The 25,714-nt window shown below is 44.2% G+C and carries 24 protein-coding genes and 1 tRNA gene; 21 read left to right on the top strand and 4 right to left on the bottom strand.

What is annotated here, in order from left to right; all coding sequences use genetic code 11:
• The first annotated feature begins 79 nt into the window (after positions 1 to 79).
• From R2J37_RS12670 to dtd, 3 genes are all read left to right on the top strand, one after another.
• Positions 80 to 988: a DMT family transporter gene (locus R2J37_RS12670; protein WP_316265378.1), complete on the top strand. Its 909-nt coding sequence runs from the start codon at positions 80 to 82 to the stop codon at positions 986 to 988.
• 208 nt (positions 989 to 1,196) lie between these two features.
• Entirely contained in the window at positions 1,197 to 1,709 is a 513-nt protein-coding gene (locus R2J37_RS12665) for a CarD family transcriptional regulator (RefSeq protein ID WP_230105347.1), read from the top strand.
• A gap of 77 nt (positions 1,710 to 1,786) precedes the next feature.
• The gene (gene dtd, locus R2J37_RS12660; protein WP_316265376.1) at positions 1,787 to 2,233 is read left to right on the top strand and encodes a D-aminoacyl-tRNA deacylase; all 447 of its coding nucleotides are present in this window, start codon (positions 1,787 to 1,789) and stop codon (positions 2,231 to 2,233) included.
• A gap of 81 nt (positions 2,234 to 2,314) precedes the next feature.
• Here dtd and dapB read toward each other — a convergent pair whose 3' ends face one another.
• Positions 2,315 to 3,112: a 4-hydroxy-tetrahydrodipicolinate reductase gene (gene dapB / locus R2J37_RS12655; RefSeq protein WP_316265374.1), complete on the bottom strand. Its 798-nt coding sequence runs from the start codon at positions 3,110 to 3,112 to the stop codon at positions 2,315 to 2,317.
• 161 nt (positions 3,113 to 3,273) lie between these two features.
• Here dapB and R2J37_RS12650 point away from each other — a divergent pair.
• From R2J37_RS12650 to phnX, 9 genes are all read left to right on the top strand, one after another.
• Positions 3,274 to 3,348 (top strand) — tRNA-Pro (locus R2J37_RS12650).
• A gap of 146 nt (positions 3,349 to 3,494) precedes the next feature.
• Positions 3,495 to 4,535: an alcohol dehydrogenase gene (locus R2J37_RS12645; protein WP_316265373.1), complete on the top strand. Its 1,041-nt coding sequence runs from the start codon at positions 3,495 to 3,497 to the stop codon at positions 4,533 to 4,535.
• A gap of 299 nt (positions 4,536 to 4,834) precedes the next feature.
• Positions 4,835 to 6,208, top strand: a complete 1,374-nt coding sequence (locus tag R2J37_RS12640) for a PhoH family protein (protein ID WP_316265370.1) — start codon at positions 4,835 to 4,837, stop codon at positions 6,206 to 6,208.
• Positions 6,209 to 6,239: 31 nt separating this feature from the next.
• On the top strand, positions 6,240 to 6,902 hold the full coding sequence (locus R2J37_RS12635; RefSeq protein ID WP_316265369.1) for an HD domain-containing protein: 663 nt from the start codon (positions 6,240 to 6,242) through the stop codon (positions 6,900 to 6,902).
• Positions 6,903 to 6,919: 17 nt separating this feature from the next.
• Positions 6,920 to 7,822, top strand: coding sequence for a MurR/RpiR family transcriptional regulator (locus tag R2J37_RS12630; RefSeq protein ID WP_316265367.1), 903 nt, complete (start codon positions 6,920 to 6,922; stop codon positions 7,820 to 7,822).
• Between the two features lie 487 nt (positions 7,823 to 8,309).
• Complete coding sequence (locus tag R2J37_RS12625) at positions 8,310 to 9,080, top strand: ABC transporter ATP-binding protein (RefSeq protein ID WP_256193672.1); 771 nt, start codon at positions 8,310 to 8,312, stop codon at positions 9,078 to 9,080.
• A 15-nt stretch (positions 9,081 to 9,095) separates the two neighbouring features.
• The gene (locus tag R2J37_RS12620) at positions 9,096 to 10,670 is read left to right on the top strand and encodes an ABC transporter permease subunit (RefSeq protein WP_316265365.1); all 1,575 of its coding nucleotides are present in this window, start codon (positions 9,096 to 9,098) and stop codon (positions 10,668 to 10,670) included.
• Positions 10,663 to 10,833 (top strand): hypothetical protein, encoded by a 171-nt coding sequence (locus R2J37_RS12615; RefSeq protein ID WP_331490009.1) that lies wholly within the window; start codon positions 10,663 to 10,665, stop codon positions 10,831 to 10,833. The genes R2J37_RS12620 and R2J37_RS12615 overlap by 8 nt, the downstream gene beginning before the upstream one ends.
• Before the next feature lie 32 nt (positions 10,834 to 10,865).
• Complete coding sequence (phnX, locus tag R2J37_RS12610) at positions 10,866 to 11,633, top strand: phosphonoacetaldehyde hydrolase (RefSeq protein WP_316265363.1); 768 nt, start codon at positions 10,866 to 10,868, stop codon at positions 11,631 to 11,633.
• Positions 11,634 to 11,710: 77 nt separating this feature from the next.
• Here phnX and R2J37_RS12605 read toward each other — a convergent pair whose 3' ends face one another.
• Positions 11,711 to 12,940 (bottom strand): 6-phosphofructokinase, encoded by a 1,230-nt coding sequence (locus R2J37_RS12605; protein ID WP_230105357.1) that lies wholly within the window; start codon positions 12,938 to 12,940, stop codon positions 11,711 to 11,713.
• A 148-nt stretch (positions 12,941 to 13,088) separates the two neighbouring features.
• Here R2J37_RS12605 and R2J37_RS12600 point away from each other — a divergent pair, with 148 nt between their 5' ends.
• From R2J37_RS12600 to R2J37_RS12585, 4 genes are all read left to right on the top strand, one after another.
• Positions 13,089 to 14,105 carry a glycosyltransferase family 2 protein gene (locus R2J37_RS12600; RefSeq protein WP_230105358.1) on the top strand — a complete coding sequence of 339 codons (1,017 nt, stop codon included), beginning with the start codon at positions 13,089 to 13,091 and terminating at the stop codon, positions 14,103 to 14,105.
• Positions 14,106 to 14,170: 65 nt separating this feature from the next.
• The gene (locus R2J37_RS12595) at positions 14,171 to 14,785 is read left to right on the top strand and encodes a rubrerythrin family protein (protein ID WP_230105359.1); all 615 of its coding nucleotides are present in this window, start codon (positions 14,171 to 14,173) and stop codon (positions 14,783 to 14,785) included.
• A gap of 95 nt (positions 14,786 to 14,880) precedes the next feature.
• Positions 14,881 to 16,629 (top strand): S8 family peptidase, encoded by a 1,749-nt coding sequence (locus R2J37_RS12590; protein WP_316265361.1) that lies wholly within the window; start codon positions 14,881 to 14,883, stop codon positions 16,627 to 16,629.
• 87 nt (positions 16,630 to 16,716) lie between these two features.
• On the top strand, positions 16,717 to 17,733 hold the full coding sequence (locus R2J37_RS12585) for an NUDIX domain-containing protein (RefSeq protein ID WP_256193667.1): 1,017 nt from the start codon (positions 16,717 to 16,719) through the stop codon (positions 17,731 to 17,733).
• 46 nt (positions 17,734 to 17,779) lie between these two features.
• Here the strand turns inward: R2J37_RS12585 and R2J37_RS12580 are convergent, their stop codons facing one another.
• Positions 17,780 to 18,742 (bottom strand): zf-HC2 domain-containing protein, encoded by a 963-nt coding sequence (locus R2J37_RS12580; protein WP_316265360.1) that lies wholly within the window; start codon positions 18,740 to 18,742, stop codon positions 17,780 to 17,782.
• A gap of 20 nt (positions 18,743 to 18,762) precedes the next feature.
• Positions 18,763 to 19,248, bottom strand: a complete 486-nt coding sequence (locus R2J37_RS12575) for an RNA polymerase sigma factor (protein WP_230105363.1) — start codon at positions 19,246 to 19,248, stop codon at positions 18,763 to 18,765.
• 204 nt (positions 19,249 to 19,452) lie between these two features.
• On the opposite strand from R2J37_RS12575, the gene R2J37_RS12570 reads away from it, so the two are divergent.
• The 5 genes from R2J37_RS12570 (at position 19,453) to R2J37_RS12550 (ending at position 25,623) form a co-directional block, all read left to right on the top strand.
• Positions 19,453 to 20,130 (top strand): response regulator transcription factor, encoded by a 678-nt coding sequence (locus tag R2J37_RS12570; protein ID WP_230105364.1) that lies wholly within the window; start codon positions 19,453 to 19,455, stop codon positions 20,128 to 20,130.
• Between the two features lie 29 nt (positions 20,131 to 20,159).
• The gene (locus R2J37_RS12565) at positions 20,160 to 21,083 is read left to right on the top strand and encodes a sensor histidine kinase (protein WP_256193665.1); all 924 of its coding nucleotides are present in this window, start codon (positions 20,160 to 20,162) and stop codon (positions 21,081 to 21,083) included.
• 159 nt (positions 21,084 to 21,242) lie between these two features.
• Complete coding sequence (locus R2J37_RS12560) at positions 21,243 to 21,944, top strand: ABC transporter ATP-binding protein (RefSeq protein WP_316265357.1); 702 nt, start codon at positions 21,243 to 21,245, stop codon at positions 21,942 to 21,944.
• The gene (locus tag R2J37_RS12555; protein ID WP_316265355.1) at positions 21,926 to 24,631 is read left to right on the top strand and encodes an ABC transporter permease; all 2,706 of its coding nucleotides are present in this window, start codon (positions 21,926 to 21,928) and stop codon (positions 24,629 to 24,631) included. The genes R2J37_RS12560 and R2J37_RS12555 overlap by 19 nt, the downstream gene beginning before the upstream one ends.
• 116 nt (positions 24,632 to 24,747) lie before the next feature.
• Positions 24,748 to 25,623 (top strand): YitT family protein, encoded by an 876-nt coding sequence (locus tag R2J37_RS12550; RefSeq protein ID WP_316265353.1) that lies wholly within the window; start codon positions 24,748 to 24,750, stop codon positions 25,621 to 25,623.
• Positions 25,624 to 25,714: the final 91 nt, after the last annotated feature.

Below are 25,714 nucleotides of genomic sequence, written 5' to 3'. Positions count from 1 at the left end.
TATACTAATGTACTGCATCGTGTTCTTTTGGATAGATGTACAAGCGAGAAATAAGTCAAGAAAAAGGAATGATAAGAGAATGAGAAAGAAAAATGCATGTATGTTGTTTCTGACAGCCTTTATCTGGGGAACAGCTTTTGTAGCGCAGAGTGTAGGTATGGATTATCTGGGGCCCTTTGGATTTAACGGAATCCGATCATTCATCGGGGGGATTGCCCTTCTTCCTTGCATTTATCTTTTAGGAAAATTAAATAAAGGAGAAAAGGGGAATGTGGAAAACAGCGGCAAGAGAAAGGATCTGATCGCCGGGGGATTAAGCTGCGGCGTGATCTTGTTTGCGGCAAGCAGCATGCAGCAGCTTGGACTTCAGTATACGACAGCCGGAAAGGCCGGATTTATCACTGCTTTCTATATTGTATTGGTTCCGGTACTTGGAATTTTTCTGAAACAGAAAACCGGATGGAAAGTATGGCTGGCAGTGGCTATCGCTCTGGCGGGGCTGTATTTTCTGTGCATTACAGAGTCCTTTTCTATAGGAAAAGGCGATATATACGTGTTCATTGGAGCACTTCTATTTTCTCTGCATATTCTGGTGATCGATCATTTTGCGCCGAAGACAGATGGGGTGAAGATGTCCTGTATTCAGTTTTTTGTGGCAGGTGCTCTCTCTCTGATACCAATGATGTTTTGGGAGACAACTACGGCAGATGGAATTGTAAAAAGCTGGATCCCGCTTTTGTATGCAGGAGTTCTCTCCAGCGGAGTCGCCTATACACTTCAGATCATAGGACAGAAAAATATGAATCCGACCATTGCGTCTTTGATCTTAAGTCTGGAATCCTGTATCTCAGTACTGGCAGGATGGGTAATCCTTGGAGAACAGTTATCTGTCAGAGAAAGTATGGGATGCGTCTTAATGTTTGTGGCAATCATTTTGGCGCAGATTCCCGGACCGAGTAGTGAAATTGCACAAAAGGAAGCCTGCTGATTTATAGGCAAAAGTGATGAAAAACAACTTTTTTCTGGAAAAATATTACAAAAAGTTAATTTGTCTGATAAAATAAAAAGAGACAGATAGAAGAATCCGTCTAATCCAGTTCCTGGATAGGCGGATTTTTGTATAAGGCGAGAGATTATTTTGAGCAGGGAGATTTTTGGGAATAATGGTATTATATTGAAAAGAAAGGAGAATCGGAATGTTTGAAACGGGAGCCTACATTATATGTGGGCAGCATGGCGTATGCAGAGTGGAGAGCATAGGTCCCATCCGGCTTTCAGAGGCATCGGCAGGCAAGGATTACTATACACTTGCACCGCTGTACTCAAAAGGCGGTGTTATCTATGTCCCTGCTGACAGTGAAAAGATTATTATGCGGTATGTGCTCTCAAAAGAGGAAGCTAAGAAATTGATCGGTGAGATAAAAGATATAGACATGCTTGGCATCACCAATGAGCGTCAGCGAGAAGAGATCATGAAAAAGGCACTGCGTACCTGCGATGTAAGGCAGTGGGTCCGGGTAATCAAAACGGTTTATGAAAGGAAGCAGAAACGCCAGGCACAGGGAAAGAAAGTGACGGCAGGCGACGAGAGATGTCTCCATGCGGCGCGGGAAAATCTGTACGGAGAGCTGGCGGTATCTCTGGGAATTGAAAAAAATGATGTGGAGCGCTATATTATGGAAAAGATGGAAGACAAAATTACAGGATAAATATTGACAAGTTCTTCCGATTCGTGGATGATAGAAAATACGAGAATTTATGACATGCGAAAAGGAGGAAATGCAAAATGAGATTCGTGATACAGCGCGTTACAAATGCAAATGTCAAGGTGGACGGGCAGACGCTTGGAGAAATTGGGAAAGGATTTATGGTTCTGATCGGAGTTTCTGACACTGACACAAAAGAGATTGCAGATAAAATGATAAAGAAAATGATCGGCCTTCGCATCTTTGAAGATGAAAACGGAAAAACAAACCTGTCTCTGGAGACAGTAGGAGGAAGCCTGCTTTTGATCTCACAGTTTACTCTGTATGCAAACTGTAAAAAAGGAAACCGTCCAAGCTTTATTGAGGCAGGAGAGCCGAAGATGGCAGAAGAAATGTACGAATATATTATCGAAAAATGCAGGGAAAGTGTTCCGGTAGTGGAAAGAGGACAGTTTGGAGCAGATATGAAAGTCAGCCTCACAAACGATGGTCCGTTTACGATTATTTTGGATTCAGAGAAACTGTAGAGTTTTTTGTTGACAGAAAGAAAAAACCGGAAGAAGAACAGCAAAGAAGTTCTTCTTCCGGTTTTTTTTTGAAGGAGTATCCTAAAGATTCAGGACATCTTTGATAGTATAAAATCCCGGCTCCTTACCTGCCAGATAAGCAGCGCAGTCGCAGGCGCCCCTTGCAAAACATTCCCAGTTGTAGGAATGGTGGGTGATTTCCAAGCGCTCACCCATGAAGCCGAAATAGACGGTGTGGCTGCTGGGGATATTACCGGCCCGCAGCGAGTGATAGCCAATGGTGCCTTTTTCCCTTGGCGAAGAGCCGTGGCGTCCGTATACGGCAATGTCGTCCAGTTTTTTTCCCATAGCCTGCGCCATAATTTCCCCCATTTCTTTTGAAGTGCCGCTGGGAGCGTCTTTTTTCCATTGATCATGCATTTCCAGAATTTCAATATCTGCTTCATCTCCTACAGAAGAGGTGACGATTTCCAAAAGCTTATTCATGATGTTGACAAGTTTGGAAGTGTTGGCGGCATAGAGCATGGGAATATGGGCAGCAGCATCCTGGAATTTCTTCTTTTCTTCTTCCGAGAATCCGGTGGTACCGCATACCAGTGCTTTCTTATGCCGAACAGCGCAATCTACCACTTCCATTGCCATTTCTTTTGTAGAAAAATCAATGATGACGTCACAGGAATCGATTACAGATTCCAGATCATCAACAACTGGGACATTTAAGTTTCGTCCTACCATAGCGACCTGCCCCAGGTCTGTTCCGATATAGTCCCTTCCCCTTGGGGCTACGCCGGCAACCAATTCCATATCCTCGCGCTCTGCAGCGACCTGAGTGATCAGCTTTCCCATTTTCCCGCGGGGACCTATTACGATAAGTTTCATATGAGCGACTCCTTTCGCATGTAATTTTATAATTATTTTAGCATATATTATAAAAAAGAGGCAAAAATCTATATGAAATCTAAAGTGCAGAAAAGAATACAGAAATTGTAAAAAAAGGCTTGCATTATCCGACATAATTCGAGTATAATAAGATTTGTTGACGGGGTATGGCTCAGTTTGGTTAGAGCGCGCGGCTGGGGGCCGCGAGGTCGCAGGTTCGAATCCTGTTACCCCGATTTTTGTATTATTATAGGGAAAGTTTTGAATAAGACAGGCATCGCTGGAGAGCGATGGCTTTTTTTGTCTTACAGAAAACGTTGTGTGAAGTTTGTCAGACAAGCTTTTTGGATAAGTGCGCATTGGCGCGGAGGGGGAATACAGTATGAAAGCAGTAGTCTATCAGGAAAATGGAAAAATCGGTATGGAGGAGCGTCCGGTACCGAAGCTTCAGGAAGAAAGTGATGCACTTGTTAAAGTGACGCTGACAAGTATTTGCACCAGTGATCTTCACATTAGAAACGGAGCAGTCCCAAGAGCAGTGCCGGGAACCATACTGGGACATGAATTTATCGGGATTGTAGAAAAGACAGGCACAAAGGTAAAAAATGTCCGTGTGGGACAGAGGGTGGCTGTCAATGTGGAGACTTTCTGTGGAGAGTGTTTTTTCTGTAAAAGAGGTTCCGTGAACAACTGCCAGGATGAAAACGGAGGATGGGCTCTTGGCTGCAGGATCGACGGAGGACAGGCGGAATATGTGCGTATTCCTTTTGCCGATCAGGCGTTGACTCCTATCCCGGATGAAGTAACAGATGAGCAGGCTCTGTTTACAGGAGACCTTTTATCAACTGGTTATTGGGCGGCTAAGATCGGAGAAATTCAAAAGGGAGATACCGTGTTAGTGATCGGAGCCGGGCCGGCAGGGCTTTGTACCATGATGTGCGCAGCCCTCTATGAACCTGCAATCATCGCAGCGGCGGATATTGAAGGGGAAAGGCTGGATTTTGCTAAGAGGCAAAGGCTTGCCGGAAAATTTTATAATCCGAAAGAGGTATCTTTGGAAGAAGAGATGAAAAAGCTGACGGAAGGAAGAGGGGCGGATGTTGTCATTGAAGCAGCAGGAACCCCGGAAAGTTTCCAGGCGGCGTGGCAGGCGGCAAGGCCGGGAGGAATCGTGGTGATCGAAGCCATGTATGAGGAGGAGCAGATTCTTCCTCTTCCGGAAATGTATGGAAAAAATCTTACCTTTAAGACCGGAGGAGTGGATGCCTGCAATTGTGAAGAGATTTTGGAGCTGATAAGAAAAGGAAGATTAAAAGGAGAATGTCTGATCACTCATAGAGCCGGCCTTGAGGATGCCATGAGAATGTATCAGATATTTGAAAAGAAGGAAGATGGAGTAATGAAAGTGGCGTTAAAGCCGTAAAAGCTCCATAAAAGGGAGGATGCCGGGTGACTGTTTTACCAGTCCCCGGCATGTATTATGAAAAAGTTTATTCAAAAAGTATTTTACTACGTAACGTCTTGTTCTTCATTTGATGGTTTTAGTATACGGCATAGCTGTGAAGAAATAGTGTGCAAGAAATGAAGGTTTTTTGAAAGATAAATGAACAAATTATGAACGAAAAAAATTTACGTAGATTTTACCTGCGCTTCATTGGATAAAAAAGAAAGGACGGTATACTGGGGACAAACCAATAGAACCGGAAAGGAGCATTCTGTTATATGGTAAAAATTTACGTTCTTGATACGAATGTGCTGATTCAGGCGCCGCACGCGGTAGAATGTTTTGAAGACAATCAGGTTATACTTCCTATGGTAGTCCTGGAAGAGCTGGATCGATTGAAAAAGGCTGAAGGAGACAGGGGAAGCAACGCCAGACAGGCGGTTAGGATCTTGGAACAGTTCCGGCAAAAGGGAAACCTGCTTTCGGGTGTGGAAATGGAAGGCGGCGGAACTTTGCGTGTAGAAAAAAATTTTGTTGACGTGTCTCTTCCGGAGGATCTTGCAGCAGAGGTGCCGGATAATCGCATCCTGAAAGTATGTCTCGGACTTTCCAGGGATAGAAGCGAGCAGGTGATCCTTGTCACCAAAGATATCCTTCTTCGAATAAAAGCCCAGATCCTTGGAATCTGTGCGGAGGATTTCACTACAGAACAGGTTTTTGATCATGAAAAGCAGTATAAGGGGAGAACGGAAGTTTATGTTCCGGAGGAAATTTTTAAAGAATTTAAGAAAAAAGGGATCCCCTGCGAAGAAGTTTACCAGGTGGATGAGTCGGGAAAGAGAACAGAAGTGCAGCTTACGGAAAATCAGTTTGTGATCTTGAGAGCAGATCAGTCTTCCGGAAAGACCCATCTGGGACGTGTGGAAGGGGAACGCATACGAAAGCTGGAATATAAAAAGTCAGCCCCTTATGGGATACATCCAAGAAACGCCGGACAGTATTTTCTGCAGGAAGCTCTGATGCAGCCTGCCAAGAACGCCCCTCTTGTTATTGTCAAAGGAATGGCAGGAACAAGCAAAACATTCTATTCTCTTGCTGTGGGTCTGGAAAAGGTGCTGAACAATCCTACCGGCGAATACAGGAGGATACTGGTATGTCGGCCCAATGCACAGTTCGACTCGGATATCGGTTTTCTTCCCGGAGATGAACAGGAGAAGATCTCACCGCTTATGCGTCCTGTGATTGATAATCTGGAGCAGCTTATTGATTCCAGTGAGGAAGAAAGATACAGAGATGAAAAGGAATTGCAGGGGAAGATTGAGGAAATCTTTTCCCGGGGACTGATACAGACAGAAGCTCTGAATTATATCCGGGGAAGGTCTATTGTAAAAACCTATATGATCATTGATGAGGCTCAAAATATGACACCCGGACAGATAAAAGGGATCATTACCCGTGCAGGGAAGGATACAAAGATCATCCTGCTGGGCGATCCGGATCAGATAGACAGGCCGTTTCTTGACGAGAGGACAAATGGATTAAGTTATGCGTCGGAACATATGAAGGGAAGTCCTCTCTGCTGGCAGATCACCATGACGGCAGAGGAGTGCGAAAGGTCGGTTCTTGCCATGGACGCCGTGCGCCGTCTGTAAATCTACATTATATATAAAGGAGAAATATAATTTGGCAGTGAGTTATAAACAGATACGCAGTGATGAAGAAATTAATCTTCTGATCGAAAAAGGAAATAAAATTTTAAGTGAGCTGGGATATACGGAACATTCCAGAAAGCATGCAGCCAGAACAGCTGAAATGGCAGGAAAGATCCTGAAGGATTTAGGATGCGGAAAACATAAGATCGAGCTGGCTAAAATTGCCGGCTACATGCACGATATCGGGAACACGATCAACCGGCACGACCATCCCCACAGCGGGGCGGTTCTGGCTTATCAGATTTTAAAAGAACGGCAGATGCCCCTTAAAGATGTTCTTACAATAGCGTCAGCAATCGGTCATCATGACGAGGGGACAGGAGCAGCGGTAGACGAAGTGTCGGCGGCTCTTATTCTTGCGGATAAGACAGATGTGAGGAGAAACCGGGTGCAAAATTCTGTACCCTCCAATTTTGATACCCATGACAGGGTAAATTATGCGGCTCTGTCCTCCAAGGTAGAGATTGACAGAGAAAAGAGAATCATACGTATGGATCTGGAGTTGGACGATACCATCTGCACTGTAATGGATTACTTTGAAATTTTTCTGAAACGTATGATGATGTGTCAAAGAGCGGCGGAACATTTGGGATGCAAATTTAAGCTGGTTGCCAATGGAAGCAAGCTTTGTTAGGAAAGAGAGAACAAAAAATGGGAAATGAGATCAGGAGAAAAATACAAACAGCATATACCGCACTTCGCCCTTCGGAGAAAAAAGTGGCTGATTATCTCCTGGCTTATCGGGGAAGACCGGGAGACTTGCTGATGGAAGAACTCTCCAGGGATGCCAAGGTAAGCCAGCCTACGATTGTCCGTTTTGTAAAGGCTTTGGGATATAAGGGGTTTAAAGATTTTAAATATGCTATGATAGAAGAGGAGCTTTTAAGCGAACACCGGGAAGAGAATGGAAATATTGAACTTTACGGATTTAAGCTTACCAGCCAGGACAAATTGGAGGAAATTCCGGGTAAGATTATTACCACTTCCATACAGATGCTGGAGGAAACGTTAAAGAGCATACAGACCAGAGAATATAAGAGGGCCGTAGAAGCAATATTGAAGGCGGAGAACATTGTGATCTACAGTGTGGAAAATTCAGTATGCACTGCCAATGACCTCCTGACGAAGCTGACTTATCTGGGACTGAACTGCAGGCAGTACAGTGACTATTATCTGCAGCATGTCAGTGCAGTGAATATGACACCAAAGGATCTTGCCATAGGCATTTCCTATTCCGGATATTCCAAGAATACAGTAGAAATGATGCGCCTGGCAAAAAAGGCAGGTGCAAAGACGCTTGTCCTTACAAATTTTGAAAATGCACTGATCGCTGAATATGCAGATATCCTTTTATGTGCAAGCCATCGGCAGTTCCTGTACGGCGATACCATTTTTTCCAGAATTTCTCAGCTTGCTCTGGTAGATATGATCTATGCAGGTGTACTGAACAGAGATTATGCTCACCTTTCCGGAAAGCTTAGAAAGACAAGCGATATCGTCATGGAAAGGGCCTATACCAGTAAAGAGGAAATGGAAGCTTTTACGAAGATTTAACAAAAGAGAACTTTGCCGGCAAGAGAACAGACAGGAAAGAGCAAAACAAAGAAGAGAAGCAAGAAAAAGCAAGGAAAATTGTAGAAAAAATACATATTTATTTTTGGTAGAAATACAGTATAAAGTGGAAAGGCAGAACATCTCACGCAAAAATAAACAGGCGGGAGAGGTTCTGTTTTTTTATTTAATAGAAAATTTTTCCTACTAAATAAAACGCTCCGCGGGATGTGCGCTCGCGCTTTTAAGGGTTAGAAGTACTTCGCAGGATATGCGCTGATCTGCATGTCTGTACCCGTAGAATTTCTACAAAGTAAATAAAGTAAAAACTATGTAAAGTTTACATTTCCTTTACATGAGTTTAAAAGAAATTTGATAGCTGGATCCGGGTGCCATTGCTATAATTTGCCATGGCTGGAGCGGTAAAGACCAATCTGCCAAAGGAGAAAAAGTTTATTGTTTGGGAAAAAAGAAAAAAGGAGTTGTATTTATGCTTGAACTTAAGAATGTGAAAAAAAGCTATGATGGCGTACCGGTTTTAGAAGATATCAGCATTAATATTGAAGATGGTGAGATCGTTTCCATACTGGGACCTTCCGGATGCGGAAAGACAACGCTTTTAAATCTGATTCTTGGAATTGTAGATTCAGACGGCGGAAAAATTATTTACAACGATGAAGATCTGACAAATGTTCCAATGGAAAAAAGAGGATTTAATATTGTTTTTCAGGACTATGCTCTTTTTCCAAATTTGAATGTATATCAGAACATTACATACGGCCTTCGCAATAACCCTTCTATTTCTACAGAAGAGGAAGTACAGGATCTGATCAAACTTCTCGGACTGGAAGAACATCTGAATAAGAGGATCGGGCAGTTGTCCGGCGGACAGAAGCAGAGAGTTGCTCTTGCCAGGACAATGGTAATGAAACCGAAGATCCTTTTGCTGGATGAGCCTTTAAGCGCTCTTGACGGAGTGATCAAGGAGTCTATTAAGGATAGGATCAAGGCTATTGCGAAAGAATACCATCTGACAACGATCATCGTAACCCATGATCCGGAAGAAGCGCTGACACTCTCTGACAGAGTTATGATCATTAATGAAGGAAAGATTGCACAGTTTGCAAAACCAGAGGAGATTATTAAAACTCCGGAAAATAATTTTGTACAGAAATTTATCCTGCATCAGCTGGAGATCAAAAAGAATAATATTTTCACCCTTTTTGCATCACAGCCTCAGGCTGCTGTGCAGGTGTCATAGAAAGAGGAATCAGTCATGCAGAGAAGAAAAAATAAAGAGATCAAACTTATTTTTACAGTATTGGCTGTGTTCTTCCTGGCTTTCCTGGCAGTGCCGATGGTACAGGTGATCGTAAAGTCACTGACGCAGGATACAGCGGGAATCGGTCTGGAAAATTACAGGGAAGTTCTTACAAGCAAGGGATTTATGCAGGCGGTAGGGAACAGTTTCCTGGTGGCAGGATGCAGCGCGCTGGTAACAACGCTTCTTGCTTTTGTCCTTGCCTATACAGTGCATTACACAAACCTTGGCAGACGTTATAAAGACCTTATTGCAAAGGCAGCTGTGCTTCCTATGCTGCTCCCTACCATTACTTATGGATTTGCAATTATCTATTCCTTTGGAAAGCAGGGACTTTTAACAAGGTTATTTGGACGTCAGCTCTTTGACATCTATGGATTTAACGGTCTTTTATTGGGATATGTGATCTATACGCTTCCGATTTCTTTTATGTTGATCAACAATACCATGGGATACATTGACAAACGTTTTATGATCGTGTCCCGGTTGATGGGGGATTCTCCATTCCAGACGTTTAAGATCACAATACTCCGTCCCCTTTTGGGAACTCTGGCAGCCTCTTTTATACAGACCTTTTTCCTGTGTTTCACAGATTTTGGTATTCCGGCATCTATCGGAGGACAATTTGAGGTTGTTGCAAGCGTTCTCTATGAGGAAATGCTGGGAAGCGTTCCGGATTTCGGAAACGGCGCTGTTGTAGCGATCATTATGCTGATTCCATCTATTGTCAGCATTACGGTATTAAACATTTTGGAAAAATATAATGTACGTTACAATAAGATTTCTCCGATTGAGCTGAAAAAAAGCAAAAAGAGAGACATCACATGCGCAGTGGCAAGCGCGGTTATTATGATAGGGATCCTGTCCATCTTTGCGGTAATCTTTGTTGTACCTTTTACAGAAGAGTGGCCTTACCGCACATCTTTTACGCTGGAACATTTTCAGACAGTATTTGAGGACAGCTCGCTCTATGGTGTTTATACCAATTCATTAATGGTAGCCATTGTGACAGCTCTTGTTGGAACACTGATGGCATATGGTGCGGCTCTTGTGACGGCAAGAAGCAGCGTAAGCCAGAAGCTGAAAGGTACGATTGACAGTATTGCTCTTGTAACAAATACAATTCCGGGTATGGTGATCGGTCTTGCATATTTATTCTGCTTTTCCGGTACCTCCCTTCAAAATACATTTGCAATCCTCATCATCTGTAATATGGTACACTTCTTTTCCACGCCATATCTTATGATGAAAAATTCCCTCTCCAAGATGAACGCATCCTGGGAAACAACAGCAATGCTGATGGGGGATAACTGGACAAAGACCATCATCCGGGTGGTGACGCCAAATGCAGTGTCCACACTGCTGGAGGTATTCAGTTATTACTTCGTAAATGCTATGGTGACGATCAGTGCGCTGATCTTCCTTGCAGGGACAAGGACCATGGTTATTACGACAAAGATCAAAGAATTACAGTATTTCAACAAATTTCTATCCGGAACATCACAACTTCTCTTTCCAGGAAATGTATGAATTTATCAAAGACAGAGGATACGCTATCTATCCGGGAAAGGTAACAGACGCTGATACCTTCCGCATCGGAAATATCGGGGAGATTTACCGGGATGATATCGAAAAATTATGTGATATTTTTGCAGAATTTTTCGCACAGATGGAAGAGAAAAAAGTAAGCTAGGAAGCCAAAAGCGAAAGAAGGATACAGATATTATGAGTAAAATAGAAGCAGTGATTTTCGACTGGGCAGGCACAACAGTAGATTACGGATGCTTTGCACCGGTGCAGGTTTTCACAGAAGTATTTAAAAATGCCGGAGTAGAGCCGACAATGGAGGAAGTGCGGGAACCCATGGGTATGCTGAAGTGGGATCATATCCGCACCATGCTGGAGATGCCGAGGATCAAGGCGGCATGGAGAGAGAAATACGGGAGAGATCCGGAAGATGCGGATGCTGACAAAATGTATGAAAGTTATGAGCCGTCCCTTCTTAAGATACTGGATCAGTACTCTGATCCAAAGCCCTATGTCCTTGAGACGGTGAAAGCTCTCAGAGAAAAGGGAATTAAGATCGGATCTACAACAGGATATACAGATGTGATGATGGGAGTCGTTGTGCCAAAGGCGGCGGAACTGGGATATGAGCCGGACTGCTGGTACAGCCCGGACTCCACCGGAAATATGGGGCGCCCCTATCCTTATATGATCTTTAAAAATATGGAAACATTAAAAGTGACTTCTGTAGATAAGGTCATTAAGGCAGGCGATACCATTTCTGATATCAGGGAAGGAAAAAATGCCGGTGTATTTACGGTCGGAATTTTGGAGGGAAGTTCTCTTGTAGGACTTTCCAAGGAAGAATTCGAGGCCCTTCCGGAAGAAGAAAAGGAAGTAAGACTTGCGGCGGCGGAGCAGAAATATAAAGAGGCCGGAGCAGACGCAGTTGTGCGGGATATCCGTGGAATCTTAGAGTACGTATAGACGACCCGTAGGACAACGAGTTCCGACTAAACAGGAAAACAGGAGGCATGCAGATCATGCCTCCTGTCTTTTGGTCATTAATTCTCTTTTCTGTAAGCAAAGAGCGGGATTCCGTTCTTTGTGGGAAGTTCTACATGTCCCTGAGTAAGAGGACGTACGTAGTCCACAAATTCTTCGCTGATATCAGAGCCCTCGCCGATGATCCACTGTGCGGGAACCGGTTTTTCCTTATTGCAGATAATGTTGACATCTGCTGTGCCGTAGGACAATTCATAGGGAACGCTCTTGTTGCGGATAAAGGTGATCATTTTACCGCTTTCTCCGGCAAGTGCAGCCTGTACGGCGTAAATGCCGGCGTTTACCGCCTCGTCAAGATCCACACGGGAGAGATGAGCGCAGGAGCAGCGCTGGCATACATTCAATTCTACAGAACGTACTTTAACGCCCAGTTTTTCTTTTACCAGGTTTTCCAGGTATTTGCCGGAACCGGTCAGCATTTTGTGACCGAAGTTGTCTGTGCCCACTTCACTTGCATATTCACAGATAAAGGTTCCTTTTCCGTCGTTGATCCCTTCAGAAATACATACCACCAGATTGGGGGTTTTCTCAAGAGAAGAGCGGACTTTTTCAATAAATGCATCGGGATCAAAGGCTACTTCTGGCAGATAAATAAGAACCGGGTTGTCGCCTTTAAACTTCCTTGCCAGCATACTGGCGGCAGTCAGCCATCCGGCATGTCGTCCCATGATTTCTACGATGGTGACAGATTTCTTATTATCATATACAGAAGCGTCGATCGCAATTTCACGGACAGTGGTTGCCACATATTTTGCAGCGCTCCCATATCCGGGAGTGTGGTCTGTTTCTACCAGGTCGTTGTCAATAGTCTTAGGAACGCCGATAAAGCGGATATCACTGTTCATAAAACCGGCATACCGTGACAGTTTACTTACCGTATCCATAGAATCATTTCCGCCGATATAGAAGAAATAGCCGATATTCAGCTCTTCAAAACGGCGGAAGAGTTCCGGATAAACCGGATCATGAAGATCTTCCGGCAGCTTGTAACGGCAGGAACCAAGATAAGCTCCGGGAGTAGTGCGGATCAGTTCCAGCTCATTTGTTTTGTCAAGAGCGCCCAGATCCATATAATTACCGTGGAGAAATCCTTCAATTCCGTTGATCATACCGTATACTGTATCAATGTCAGAAGTTTTTTTGACGCCCTCTGAAGCAACTCCGTACAGGCTTCCGTTGATGACAGCAGTCGGACCTCCGGATTGTCCCACAATGATATTTTTTTTCATGCCTTTTTACCTCCGTTGTGTGTACTTACTATAAATATAACGGAAAAAAAGTTTTTTTACAATCAGACAAAGAAGATTTTGCAAAGTTTAAGTTGGAAAAAAGGCAGGAATACTATATAATACTAAAGAAGTCGAGGAGGAAAAAATTATGAAATACATTTCATTCGCAATTCCCTGTTATAATTCAGAGGCGTATATGACTCATGCAATCGAAAGTATTCTTCCCGGGGGAGAGGATGTAGAGATTATCATTGTCAATGATGGATCAAAGGACAATACATCACGAATAGGACATGAATATGCTGAAAAATATCCGGATATTATTAAGGTGATCGATAAAGAGAACGGAGGGCATGGAGATGCTGTCAACAGCGGACTGGCAGCAGCGTCCGGCAAATATTTTAAAGTAGTAGACAGCGATGACTGGGTCAAGGAAGAATCTTTGCACCGAATCCTTCAGGTGCTTCGTGGATTTGAAGAAGAGGGACAGCAGGTAGATATGCTGATTGCCAACTATGTTTATGAAAAAGAAGGCATGGAGAATAAAAAGTGTATCCATTATCGGAATGTACTGCCCCAGGATGAGATTTTTCACTGGTCTGATATCGGTCATTTCCATCTGGATCAGTATATTCTGATGCACTCCGTTATCTACCGAACAGAGCTTTTGCAGCTCTGCCAGCTGCGTCTGCCGAAGCATACATTTTATGTTGATAATATATATGTATACTATCCTTTGCCCCATGTGAGAAAAATGTATTACATGGATGAAGATTTTTACCGTTATTATATCGGCCGGGAAGATCAATCCGTCAACGAAAAGGTTATGATAAAACGGGTAGACCAGCAGATCTTTGTGACAAAGAAAATGATCGATATGTATCAGATGAAGGAGATAACGAATAAGAAGCTGAAAAAATATATGATAAACTATCTGGCTATCATGATGACGGTTTCTTCTATTCTGTGTATCCGCTCTAAGGAGAGGGAAAATCTTGATAAAAAGAAGGACCTTTGGCTATATTTGAGGAAGAAGGATGTAAAAACTTACTTTAAGATCCGTTATGGGATTTTAGGACAGACAATGAATCTTCCGGGAAGATCCGGACGGAAGATTTCGTCTCTGGCGTATACTGTTGCAAGGAGACTGATCGGATTCCAATAAAATAATGAATAATCTGGCACTGCCATGGTACATACTATAGAAAGCAAATGAAAGGAGTATGTATCATGGCAGTTGATTTTCAAAGAAGCAAAACAAAAGAAAATCTGATGAAGGCGTTCGCGGGAGAAAGTCAGGCAAGAAACCGCTACACCATTGCAGCAGAGATGGCCCGGGAGCATCATATGTATGCAGTGAGCCAGATTTTCCTTTTTACGGCAGAGCAGGAGCGGGCTCATGCCCAGCGCTATTATGAACTTTTAAAAGAGGCAGAGGGGCAGACCATCGAAATATGCAGCGGTTTTCCGGTAGATACCTTTGATTCTCTGACAGAGCTTTTGGCTGCTGCAGAGCACAACGAGACAGAAGAATATAAAGATGTCTATCAGGTGTTTGGAAATCAGGCAAAAGAAGAGGGATTTCTGGAGGCGGCGTCTGCATTTTTCCAGATTGCAGAAGTGGAAAAAATACATGCGAAAAGGTTCGGGACGATCAAAGAACTTCTGGAAAATAATACCTATTTTGAATTTGCCGAAGAGGGGGCATGGATGTGTCTGAACTGCGGGCACATCTTCCGCGGGTCAAAGGTACCTGAGATCTGTCCTTTGTGCCGCCACGAGAGAGGATTTTTTATCCCTCTTTCTATCGCACCATACACAGATTCGGGGATTGCAGTGTGCTAGGAAAGGTTATATTCTTATATTCCGGGCATATGATGTAATAAAAATGCAGTGTCCAAATACAGGACGATACTGCAGAAGGAAAACGAGGTGGCCGGATGAAAAGCCAGAAGGTAGAAAATCTTTTGAACCTTGCGCTGGATGCTACGGAAGAGGAGAGGGAAAAGTCGCTGGAACTGGATGTGGGATATTATCCTATTGACCGGGAGTGGGATGTTATTGTCAAATATTCCGGAAGCCTTGAAAGCGCCAGAGCGATAGCTGTTCAGGTGACAGAGCTTTTGAATGAATACGCGGTGATCACGATTTTGGAGTCCCGCTTAAACGAGCTGTCTTTGCTGCCGGAAATCGAGTATATCGAGAAGCCGAAGCGGCTGTTTTTCCAGGTATATGACGGAAAGCGTGTATCCTGCATAAATGCTGTGCAGGATACACCTTTTTCTTTGAGCGGGAAAGGAACATTGATAGCCATTATAGATTCCGGCATTGACTATATGCTGCAGGATTTCAGATGGGAAGACGGTTCGACACGCATTCTTGCCATGTGGGACCAGTCTGCCGCCCGGGGGACAGAGGAGGCAAAGCCGCCGGAAGGCTACCAGATAGGAGCAGAATATCCGGCGGAACAGATTGACCGCGCTATCCGTGCGGAAACGGAAGGGGAGAGAAGGCGATTAGTACCGGAAGAAGACCGGTCAGGTCATGGGACGGCAGTTGCAGCCATCGCAGCCGGAGGCGGAGGCAGTGAAGGAGACAGGTATGCAGGTGTGGCTCCGGGGAGCAGCCTTTTGATCGTAAAACTGGCATCTCCAAGGGCAGACGGCTTCCCGAGGACAACAGAGCTGCTGATGGGAATTGACTATGCCGTCCGAAAGTCTCTGGAATATCAGATGCCTATGGCAATGAATATCAGTTTTGGTAATACATATGGAGCACATGACGGAAGTTCGCTTCTGGAACGATATATGGATGACATTGCGAACCTGGGACGTACCAGCATCTGTGTAGGGGCAGGCAACGAAGGAAACAGCGCCGGGCACACCTCCGGAAAGATCAGAAGCGGAGAAGAAGTGAAGGTACAGCTGGCGGTCCAGGAAAGCCAGCCTACTTTAAATATCCAGATCTGGAAGACTTACGCTGATGAAGTGCGCTTTTCTATTATTACGCCTTCCGGCGTTCGGACAGAACCTATCCGCGAGGTGATAGGTACGCAGAGAATACGGGTGGGGCCTACAGAAATTCTGATATATTATGGAGAGCCAAGTCCTTATAGTCTGGTGCAGGAGATTTTTATTGATCTTCTTCCGGTGGACAGTTATATTGCTTCAGGAGTGTGGACTGTTGTTCTGACAGCGGGAAAGGTAGTGGACGGAAATTATCAGATGTGGCTTCCGTCGGAGGAAGTTCTCAATCGGGGAACAGGCTTTCTTTTCCCTATTGAGGAAAGAACCTTCACTATCCCCTCAACAGCTTCCAGGGTTATTACCGTAGGGGCCTATAATGCACTGACTTTTACGTATGCAGATTTTTCCGGACGGGGTGCAGATGGAGAAGGATATCGTACCAAACCGGATCTGGCAGCTCCTGGAGTAAATATATCAACCCGGGCTCCGGGAGGGGGAATTGTTTCTGTAACAGGAACTTCTTTTGCAGTGCCTTTTGTGACAGGGGCGGCCTCTCTTTTGATGGAATGGGGGATTGTCAGGGGAAATGATGCCTATCTGTATGGGGAGAAGATAAAGGCATATCTGAGAAAAGGAGCAGCAGAACTCCCCGGTTTCACAGTTTATCCCAATAATCAGGTGGGATATGGAGCACTATGCGTAAGAGACAGTATACCGGTGTAAAGGATATTGCCGGAATCAGTCAGATAAGATATCATAAAATTTATATAGTAGTATAAAAAGTACACAGGAGTACAAAGGAGAAGAAATATGATAAGATTAAGCACATTATGTTATATTGAAAAAGACGGAAAATATCTGATGCTCCATCGGACAGTGAAAAAGAATGATGTCAATAAGGATAAATGGATCGGAGTGGGCGGTCACTTTGAAGACAGTGAAAGCCCGGAGGAATGTCTGCTGCGGGAAGTGTGGGAGGAGACAGGGTACACACTGACCTCCTGGAAATACAGGGGAATTGTCACCTTTGTATATGGGGATTCTGTTACAGAATACATGTCACTTTATACCGCCGACGGATTTGAGGGAGAGCCGCACCCCTGCGATGAAGGAGAACTGGAGTGGGTGGAGAAGGAAAAGGTCTTTGATCTGAATATCTGGGAGGGAGATAAGATCTTCTTTCGCCTGATGAACGAGGACCACCCCTTTTTCTCCTTAAAACTTGTGTACGACGAAACGGATACACTTCTTATGGCAGCATTGGATGGAAGAGCGATGGAGCTTTTTGATATTTTAAACGAGGATGGATCGAAAAGCGGAATTGTTACAGAAAGAGGAGTAGCTCATCTGGAAGGGAGCCTGCATCCTACTGCTCACGTGTGGATCATACGGAAGAATGAACAGAGCGGGTATGATCTGCTTCTGCAAAAGAGAAGTGCCTGTAAGGACTCCAACCCGGGATGTTATGATGTTTCATCAGCGGGGCATGTGGAAGCAGGAGATGATTATCTCCCGGCAGCTTTGCGGGAACTAAAAGAAGAATTAGGAATAGATGCAAAAGGAAGCGATCTTCGGTTTGCGGGCATGAGGTACAGTGCTTTTGAAGATGAATTTTACGGAAAGCCCTTTCGGGATAATGAGCTTAGCGCTGTCTATCTCTACGAAAAACAAGTAGATGAAAGAAACCTGAGTCTTCAGGAAGAAGAGGTAGAAGAAGTAATGTGGATGGATTTTGAAAAATGCAGGGAAGCGGTAGAAAAAGGGACTTTGAAAAACTGCATTTACAAAGATGAGCTGGAGCTTTTGAGAAAGGAACTTTTTCAATAGGATAAAAGAGGAGACAGGAGTTTTGCCAACTGTCTCCTTTGTTGCACTATTCTTCCGAATCCCAAATTGTCCCCCAGAAATTTTTTCTAAAGTCTTTTGACCATTCTACTGTGCCGTCTTCTTCGCCAGCGTCGGTCCCTTCTGTATTTTCCTCCATTTGTGCATAATCTTCTTCCATCATGGCACGTTGGTCGGCGACTAGTTCTTCAATCTCTTGGGGAGCTTGTGAAAGAGGCTGACCTTTTTCCCACAGAGCGAGAATCTCCCCGCCTTTTCCTATGCAATATACGCCGCTGGTATCCTGAATGACAAGCCTGCCTTCAGAAGGATTTTTGACATCATCGGGCCAGGTTCCGGATTTTTCAGGTACAACCATATAGAATGTCGTCGCCTCATCGCTGCTGTTTATATGAAAAAGTTCATTGATGCGATCATCTATAGATTTTTGAAAAGCCAGGGCATTGAAGTCTGTAAAATAGTTTGTATGAAGTTTCTGTTCTCCATCCTGATCCGTCACATAACATTCCGAGAAAGAAGAAAAAGAAGAATTGACAGTAAAGGAACAGTAGATAGAACCGTCTTCCAGACGGTAGGCATCGCCGGGAGTAATCTTATCCGTGGAAATTCTTGAGTCAAGAACCGGTATGGTCTCTAGTACGGTTTCCTTCGCTTTGTCAATGAACGGAGAAGAGGCAGAGGAAAAGTCGGGAGAATTGAGGAAACAGCCAATGATAAAAACAACGATCAAAGTAATACCGGTGATCATAAACTGCCGGGATGTAATATGGCGGCTTAATTTTCTTATCATGGCTTTATCATCTAAAGGGTCTGCAGATTCTTCCGGATCAATATTGATGTCGGGAACATCGGCAGACATTTGATCGTAGTATTCCCGGCAGTTTTCGCATTCAGTCAGATGGTTTTCTATCATATCTTTGCTTTCTTCGCTGCATACCTGGTCCAGGTAAAGCGGGAGAAGATCACGAATGATATTACAGGATATTTTCATAAACTCACGCTCCTTAAAAATTATTCTTGAATTTTTTTCTGGATCTTCATACGGGCCCGGTAATAGGTTACTCTTGCCCAGTTTTCCTGTTTTCCGAAAATCTCGCCAATCTCCCTGAAGGAAAGATCACCCAGCGTGCGCAGTGTAAAGACTTCCTTATAGGGTTCATCCAGATAATGAAGGATTTTGTAAAGGGAAAGAGCCTGTTGATTTTGTATACAAAGATCTTCCGCGCTTTGTTCCGTAGATATGTCCGTTACAGGGATATCCTCGGTGGAAAGGGCAGGCTTTTTTCGCTTCTGGCTGATGTATAAATTTTTGGCAATCTGACAGAGCCAGGATTTCACGGAGCAATTTCCTTTAAAATGCCGGATTTCTTTCAGAGCTCTGAAAAACGTTTCCTGTGTGATTTCTTCAGCAATGTAAGGATCTCCGCTTGCAGCAAGTATAAATAAATATACATCATGAAAAAAGCGTTCATAAAGCTCTTCAAAGTCAGCGTTCATTTTGGCATCCCTCCCCTCTTTGCTTATTAGACGCATGAGCATATTCATTCGTTACAGAAGATTATAACAAAATAATGGAATTTTTACATGGCGGGTACAATGTGATATGATTACATAGGTATGTAGCAGTGGTGTACAAGGGAGCGTATTGACTTCTTGTACACCAACGCTATCTTGAAAAACAATGGAAAGAAAGGGAAAACGATGGCACGGATCGGGATTATAGAGGATGACAAAATGCTGAATCAGGCTCTAAAAATCGCACTCCAAAAAGGCGGGTTTGCAGCATCTTGTGCTTATGATTGCAAAGAAGCTGTACAAATGCTGAACAACGGCGAAAATTTAGACTTGCTGCTGATAGATGTGACCTTGCCGGATGGAAACGGAATCCGGTTATACGAAGAAATATTAAGAAACGGAATAAAAGAACTTCCGGCTATCTTTCTGACAGCCAGGGATGAGGAAAGAGAAATGCTGGAAGCCTTTGACGCCGGGGCAGATGACTATGTAGTAAAACCGTTTCAGATGAAAGTTCTGCTGAAACGGATAGAGGCTGTTCTTAGAAGGACAGATAAAGACAAAGTATTCATTTTTGATGATCTGGAAGTCTGGCCGGAGAAAAGAAGAGTCTTCCGGGGCGGAGAAGAAATCATGCTGACAGCCAGGGAATATAATCTGCTCGAATTTTTTGCCAAAAATCAGGGGCAGGTTCTGACAAGAGAAATGATCCTTGAGAGCGTATGGGGGATTGACGGACAATTTGTAGAGGAAAATACAGTCAGTGTCACGATTGGAAGGCTTCGCAGAAAAATAGGAGATCAAAAAGTGCAGAAAGCTCTGATCAAAAACGTATTTGGTCTGGGCTACCGGTTTGGAGAATGAGAAAAAAGTACAATGGCGGGAGGAAGAAAATGTGGATTTGGCTTGTGACGGCAGCTGCAGCAGGTATTGCAGCTGGAGGAACGATCTCTATTTGGATAGAGAGAAAGCAAAGAAGACGGGAAATGGAAACATTGCTTGAGCTCACGGAACTTGTGCTGGAAGAAAAAGAAGTGACCAACAGAACAGCCGGGGAAGAGACAATCTATGCGAAGATAGAAGACCGGCTGATTCGGATATGCAGGATGGCGAAAGGGCGTCAGGAAGAGGCAGAAAAAAGCCGGGAAAAACTTCAGAAACTTATTACGGAAATTGCCCATCAGCTTCGGACTCCCCTGGCAAATATCCAAAGCTATCTGGAACTTGCAAAAGGGGAAACAAAAGGGAGAAATGAAGAGGCATATCAGTATATCCAGTCGGCAGAGGGAGCTAAAGAGAAAATCCGGTTTCTCACAGAAAGTTTCATCAAAATGTCACGATTGGAACATGACATGATACAGATAAGAAAGGAATCGAAAGATATTAGAAGAACTCTGCTGAATGCCCTGGGACAGATACAGGCACAGGCAGAAGAAAAAAAACTGGACTTCCAGGTATCGCTTCCTTCTGATCTGGAACTTAGGCACGATCCAAACTGGCTTGGCGAGGCCTTTTTCAATGTGCTGGATAATGCAGTAAAGTACAGCAGTCAAGGCGGACATGTGGAAGTAAGCGCGTTGCAAAATGAAATGTTTCTTAAAATTTCCGTGAGAGATTACGGAATTGGCATTGAAGCCGGGGAGGAGAACAGAATATTCCAGAGATTTTACAGGGGAAAGAGAGTCCGTGTGCAGGAAGGATTTGGGGTGGGCCTTTATCTTGCCAGACAGATCATCCTGGCGCAGGGAGGCTTTATCCGGGTAAAGAGACAAACAAGAGGACTGCTGATGGAGATTTTCTTTCCCACAGAAGAATAGATGCTGTGCAGACAAAGGAAGAAATGTGAGAACGAAAAAGCGGACAGGACAAAAAGCGGCCTGTCCCTTTTTTGTCACAGGATTGTAAGATTTATATAGTATTCTCTTTTTATGGCAAATATACCAGCATATACTGGGAAATTACCGGAGGAAGAAAAGATGAAAATTGTAAAGGCAGTTGGACTGAAAAAATATTTTGTTACAGAAGACTATGAGGTACATGCCCTGGACGGTATTGATCTTTCTGTAGAGGAGGGCGAATTTCTTGCGGTTGTAGGAACATCGGGAAGCGGAAAAACTACACTTCTGAATCTTCTTGGGGCCTTGGATGAGCCTACAGAAGGAGGAGTATGGATACGAAACATAAGCTTAAAGGATATGACGGCAGAGGAAAGGACTGTCTTTCGGAGACGAAATATCGGATTTATCTTTCAGCAGTATAACCTGGTTCCCATGCTGGATGTGTATGAGAATATTACGCTTCCGATACGCCTGGACGGGGGAAAGCTGGATGAGGCATTTTTGGAGGAAATGCTGAAAATTCTGAAGATAAAAGAAAAGCTGCATCAAATGCCGGAGACATTATCAGGCGGCCAGCAGCAAAGAGCGGCTATTGCCAGGGCTCTGCTTGCCAAGCCTGCGGTTATCCTTGCGGATGAGCCTACAGGAAGCCTGGATTCAGAGGCCGGGATGGAAGTAATGGGACTTCTTAGAACATGTGCTGCACGTTTTCATCAGACCGTTATTGTAGTCACTCATCAGGAGGAGGTGGCTCAGATGGCCGATCGGATCATTTGTATGTCTGACGGAAGGCTTGCAGCGGATTCTGACGAAGAGAAAAGATGGGAGGAAAGATTCTGATGGCGCAAAGAGGACATGTTTCAGAAAAAAATCCTTCTGTGATACGGATTCTTGCGGCGAGAAATGCGGCCGGGAGCCGTGGAAGGAATATGATACTGTTTTTGGCGGTGGCTTTGGGAATCCTTACACTTACCATGGTATTTGGTACGGCAAAAGGGAAAATGCAGGCAGAGTATCTCCGGACGGTTCGTCGGGATGGAACGGCGGCTGCTACAATTTTGGAAGATGGCACCAAAGAGCAGTATGTAAAAATAAAAGAACTTGGATATATAGAAAAAGCAGGCCGGATGGAGAGAGTCGGATATGCTTACAACGAAACAGAATCGGTATGTGGGATTGCGGTACTGGACCAGATTGCATGGGAAGAGATGATGAAACCTGCATACACGGATATCCAGGGACATTACCCGGAAGAAGAAAATGAGATAATGCTTCCGATAAGGGTCCTGGAACAGATGGGAATTACAGAACCAAGATCAGGGATGAAGATTTCTCTTACTGTGAAGATCGGTCTTTTTGAGCAGAGAGAGGCAACCTTCCTCTTAAGCGGGTGGTATCGGGATTACACCAATCCCGCCTCCCACCCGGCACAGGGGTATGTTTCAGAAAAGAAACTGAGAACATGGGGCGGAAACCTGGATGAAGAAAGTGATATTCTGATCTGCCAGGATGACCGGATAGACGGACATACTGCAGAGGAAAAACTGTACGAGGATGTGAAGATGACAGACGACGCACAGACATTTACCGGAGGAAATACCTACGCTTATGAAGCACTGAACCGTTTTCTGGGAGGATATGAAATGGCTGTGTTAGGGGCGTTTCTTGTTCTGGCTGCAGTTTATTTTCTGATTTTTAATGTACTTTGGATTTCCATGACCGGAGATATCAGGCAGATTGGTCTTTTGCATACACTTGGAGCAACAAAAAAACAGCTTCGAAGTTTTTATTTTCGACAGATAGGGATTGTGTTTTTAGGGGGGACAGCAGTTGGAGCCGGAAGTTCCTGGATATTTTTGTCTGCATGGCTGCCCCGTGTCCTGGGCAGGCAGTATCTGTCACAGTATGGGGGAAGCAGAGGTCTTTCCGTATTTTCTATTTTGCTTCTGGCAGGAGCGATTCTTTTTGTTGGAATTGTAACAGCAGCGGCAGCAGGAGCAGTAGTATTTCGGGCAGTGGAGATGTCCTGTCTGGAGGCTATGCACTATACAGGCAGAAAAAAAGGGGAAAGGTCGGAAAAAAGAAGAAAGAAAAACGCAGAGAAAAAGACGGAGAAAAATACATGGAAGGAACGCCGGGAAATCCGCCGTATGGCGTGGCAGAATCTTTTTCGGACCCGCGGCAGGCTGATATGGACGGTTCTTTCACTGTTTCTTGGGCTTGAGACGACGATGGGGGCAGTGGTGATCACTGAAGGAACAGATTACGGCAACGTGTTTGATAATATGCCGGATTTTGTGATTGCCGGAAGATTTGCCCCCTGGGCAGAAGCAGAGGGGTGGGGAAAAGAGTATCTTGGAAGAGATCCGGGAGAGGATCCTTTCCTGACAGAGGGAAGCATGACCGGACTTTTATCGGAAAATGCTTATGATGAATTTTCTCCTGTCTCTGAAGAAGTAAAGAACCAGCTTCTGAAAGTGACAGATCATAAACCGGAGAATGTGCATCTGACGGAAGGCGCCTATATGGACGTCTGTTTTACTCAAACAGGCATTCGCCCGCTTGTGGATGATCCGGATGAGGCGAAGACAGAGCAGATGATTATAGAGACAGGTGGATGTACCATTCAAATTCTGACAGGCAAAGAAATAGAACAACTCAAGGCATTTGCGGAAGAACAGTCGCTGAAACTGGATATGGAAGCTTTGGAGGAGGGCTTTGGAGTACTTCTCCTGCAGGATCATATTCTGTCTAAGGAAAAGCAGAAGCAGGCGGAAGAAGCAGTGGGAGAGCCGGTCTGGTTTACCTCTCTTCGGACAAAAGAGGAAAGAGAAAAGGAGTCGACAGAAATGACACTGTGCGGCTATATGGACACAACACTTGAAGGTTTTCCGGAATTGAAACAGACATGGCATGGACCGAGACTTCTGTACTTTGCAATTAGCGAGAAAGGATTTGAGAAACTTCAGACAGAAAAGAAGACCTTTTCCGTGGAAATGAATGTACAGGAAGGGGAAGAGGCAGCGGCAGAAAAGGAAGTACAGCAGATTTTATCCAGAGAAAACCAGATAAGAGAGGAGAAACAGGAAACGGGACTTTTCCAGATCAGCAAACAGATACTGCAAAAGGAGGCGGAAGGCTATGTGAATGGCAGCCGGCTGCTTCTCGGAGCGCTTGGAGCAATTTTGCTTCTTGCAGGGATAATGAATTATTTTAATGTTATGGCGGTAGGAATCCTGACAAGGCAAAAGGAATTTGCTGTTCTGGAAAGTCTGGGAATGACGAAACGGCAGCAAAGAAGAATGTTGGTAAATGAAGGAGTTGCTTATTTCATTCTGACGCTGGTTTTGCTTGCTGTTCCTGGCATACCGGGACTTTTGCTGCTGTCCTTCTATATGGAGTCCAGGCTGGATTATTTTGTATTCCAATGGCCTGTAGCTCAGGCAGCGGTTGTGTTGGGAGGTCTTCTGATTTTATGCGCAGCAATGCCGGCGGTCATCTGCCGCTATGCGGAAAGAAAAAAATAATTGCCATATTGCAGGCCGGAGATTGATTCGTTATACTAGGAGTTAGAAGTATCAGCAGATACAAAAAGGAACTGTATGAGGAGGAAAGCAGGATGTGAGATCCTGCGGAAAGCACCATGAAAAAATCACCGGTTTTTAAAGGATTTCTTTTGGTTATTGGCTGTTTATGCTGTAGTATTGCAACCAACTGGATCATGATTCCCAACGGACTGGCTACGCCCGGTATTACTGGTATATCTATGACTGTAGAAAAATTTACGGGAATTAATTATGCGCTTATTTACTATGTCATTACGATCCTTATTTTGATTGTTACATGGATGACTCTGGGGAAGAGAGATGTGTCCAATATTGTTATCCTGTCTATCCTGTATCCCATGGTATTGTGGGTGCTAAGTTTTATTGATATACAGATTATTTTTGAGGAAAAGCTGATCGCACTGGCCGCGTTCGCTGTCCTTTATGGAATTGGAGTGGGAATCCCGTATCGTATCGGATTTTCCTATGGCGGAGATGATACGGTGGCTAAAATATTGAAAAAGACAATCTGGAAGTCAACAGAGCTGAAGAAGATTTACTATTTTGAAGAAGTTTTGATCCTCCTTATTATGACTCTGGCATTCAGCCTGGATCAGCTGGCTTATGCATTTGCGGGACAGCTCATTTATGTGAACAGTATGAATTATGTTGTATTCAATCTGGGCCCCAAACTGTATGATGTGCAGATGATCGGGAAAAATATGGAAAAGATTGAAGATTTTATTATTCACAAGATTCATAAGAGTGTGACGATTTATCATGACGCTATGGGCGGCTACTCAAAAGAGCCGAAGATACAAATGAGCTGTGTGTGCAACTCCCGGGAATATGTGCAGCTTCGAGAATTTATAAAAGAAGGGAATTTTGAGTGTTTTATTAAAGTACTGCCTCTGATCCATGTATTTGGACAGAATCGGGATTTTCACAGGCTGGATGATGAAAATATTGAATAATGTGAACAGACCGGAAAGGCTGCAGGGAAAACCTGCAGTCTTTTTTATTTAAGGGGAAACTTTGTTCCCCTTAAATAAAATGCTCTGCGGG

The organism is Claveliimonas bilis, from assembly GCF_030296775.1.
Lineage (GTDB): Bacteria > Bacillota > Clostridia > Lachnospirales > Lachnospiraceae > Claveliimonas > Claveliimonas bilis.
Note: the sequence above shows the minus strand (reverse complement) of the source record. Positions and strands in the feature narration are given on the sequence as shown.

Bases quoted from the DNA above. Each gene is read 5' to 3' on its own strand.
- R2J37_RS12590 (WP_316265361.1), top strand. From the start codon at position 14,881: ATGAAAAGCCAGAAGGTAGAAAATCTTTTGAACCTTGCGCTGGATGCT.
- dapB (WP_316265374.1), bottom strand. From the start codon at position 3,112: ATGAAACTTATCGTAATAGGTCCCCGCGGGAAAATGGGAAAGCTGATC.
- phnX (WP_316265363.1), top strand. From the start codon at position 10,866: ATGAGTAAAATAGAAGCAGTGATTTTCGACTGGGCAGGCACAACAGTA.
- R2J37_RS12585 (WP_256193667.1), top strand. From the start codon at position 16,717: ATGATAAGATTAAGCACATTATGTTATATTGAAAAAGACGGAAAATAT.
- R2J37_RS12625 (WP_256193672.1), top strand. From the start codon at position 8,310: ATGCTTGAACTTAAGAATGTGAAAAAAAGCTATGATGGCGTACCGGTT.
- R2J37_RS12580 (WP_316265360.1), bottom strand. From the start codon at position 18,742: ATGAAAATATCCTGTAATATCATTCGTGATCTTCTCCCGCTTTACCTG.
- R2J37_RS12620 (WP_316265365.1), top strand. From the start codon at position 9,096: ATGCAGAGAAGAAAAAATAAAGAGATCAAACTTATTTTTACAGTATTG.
- R2J37_RS12560 (WP_316265357.1), top strand. From the start codon at position 21,243: ATGAAAATTGTAAAGGCAGTTGGACTGAAAAAATATTTTGTTACAGAA.
- R2J37_RS12555 (WP_316265355.1), top strand. From the start codon at position 21,926: ATGGGAGGAAAGATTCTGATGGCGCAAAGAGGACATGTTTCAGAAAAA.
- R2J37_RS12575 (WP_230105363.1), bottom strand. From the start codon at position 19,248: ATGAACGCTGACTTTGAAGAGCTTTATGAACGCTTTTTTCATGATGTA.
- R2J37_RS12670 (WP_316265378.1), top strand. From the start codon at position 80: ATGAGAAAGAAAAATGCATGTATGTTGTTTCTGACAGCCTTTATCTGG.
- R2J37_RS12600 (WP_230105358.1), top strand. From the start codon at position 13,089: ATGAAATACATTTCATTCGCAATTCCCTGTTATAATTCAGAGGCGTAT.
- R2J37_RS12630 (WP_316265367.1), top strand. From the start codon at position 6,920: ATGGGAAATGAGATCAGGAGAAAAATACAAACAGCATATACCGCACTT.
- R2J37_RS12550 (WP_316265353.1), top strand. From the start codon at position 24,748: ATGAAAAAATCACCGGTTTTTAAAGGATTTCTTTTGGTTATTGGCTGT.
- R2J37_RS12565 (WP_256193665.1), top strand. From the start codon at position 20,160: ATGTGGATTTGGCTTGTGACGGCAGCTGCAGCAGGTATTGCAGCTGGA.
- R2J37_RS12645 (WP_316265373.1), top strand. From the start codon at position 3,495: ATGAAAGCAGTAGTCTATCAGGAAAATGGAAAAATCGGTATGGAGGAG.
- R2J37_RS12595 (WP_230105359.1), top strand. From the start codon at position 14,171: ATGGCAGTTGATTTTCAAAGAAGCAAAACAAAAGAAAATCTGATGAAG.
- dtd (WP_316265376.1), top strand. From the start codon at position 1,787: ATGAGATTCGTGATACAGCGCGTTACAAATGCAAATGTCAAGGTGGAC.
- R2J37_RS12615 (WP_331490009.1), top strand. From the start codon at position 10,663: ATGTATGAATTTATCAAAGACAGAGGATACGCTATCTATCCGGGAAAG.
- R2J37_RS12665 (WP_230105347.1), top strand. From the start codon at position 1,197: ATGTTTGAAACGGGAGCCTACATTATATGTGGGCAGCATGGCGTATGC.
- R2J37_RS12640 (WP_316265370.1), top strand. From the start codon at position 4,835: ATGGTAAAAATTTACGTTCTTGATACGAATGTGCTGATTCAGGCGCCG.
- R2J37_RS12605 (WP_230105357.1), bottom strand. From the start codon at position 12,940: ATGAAAAAAAATATCATTGTGGGACAATCCGGAGGTCCGACTGCTGTC.
- R2J37_RS12570 (WP_230105364.1), top strand. From the start codon at position 19,453: ATGGCACGGATCGGGATTATAGAGGATGACAAAATGCTGAATCAGGCT.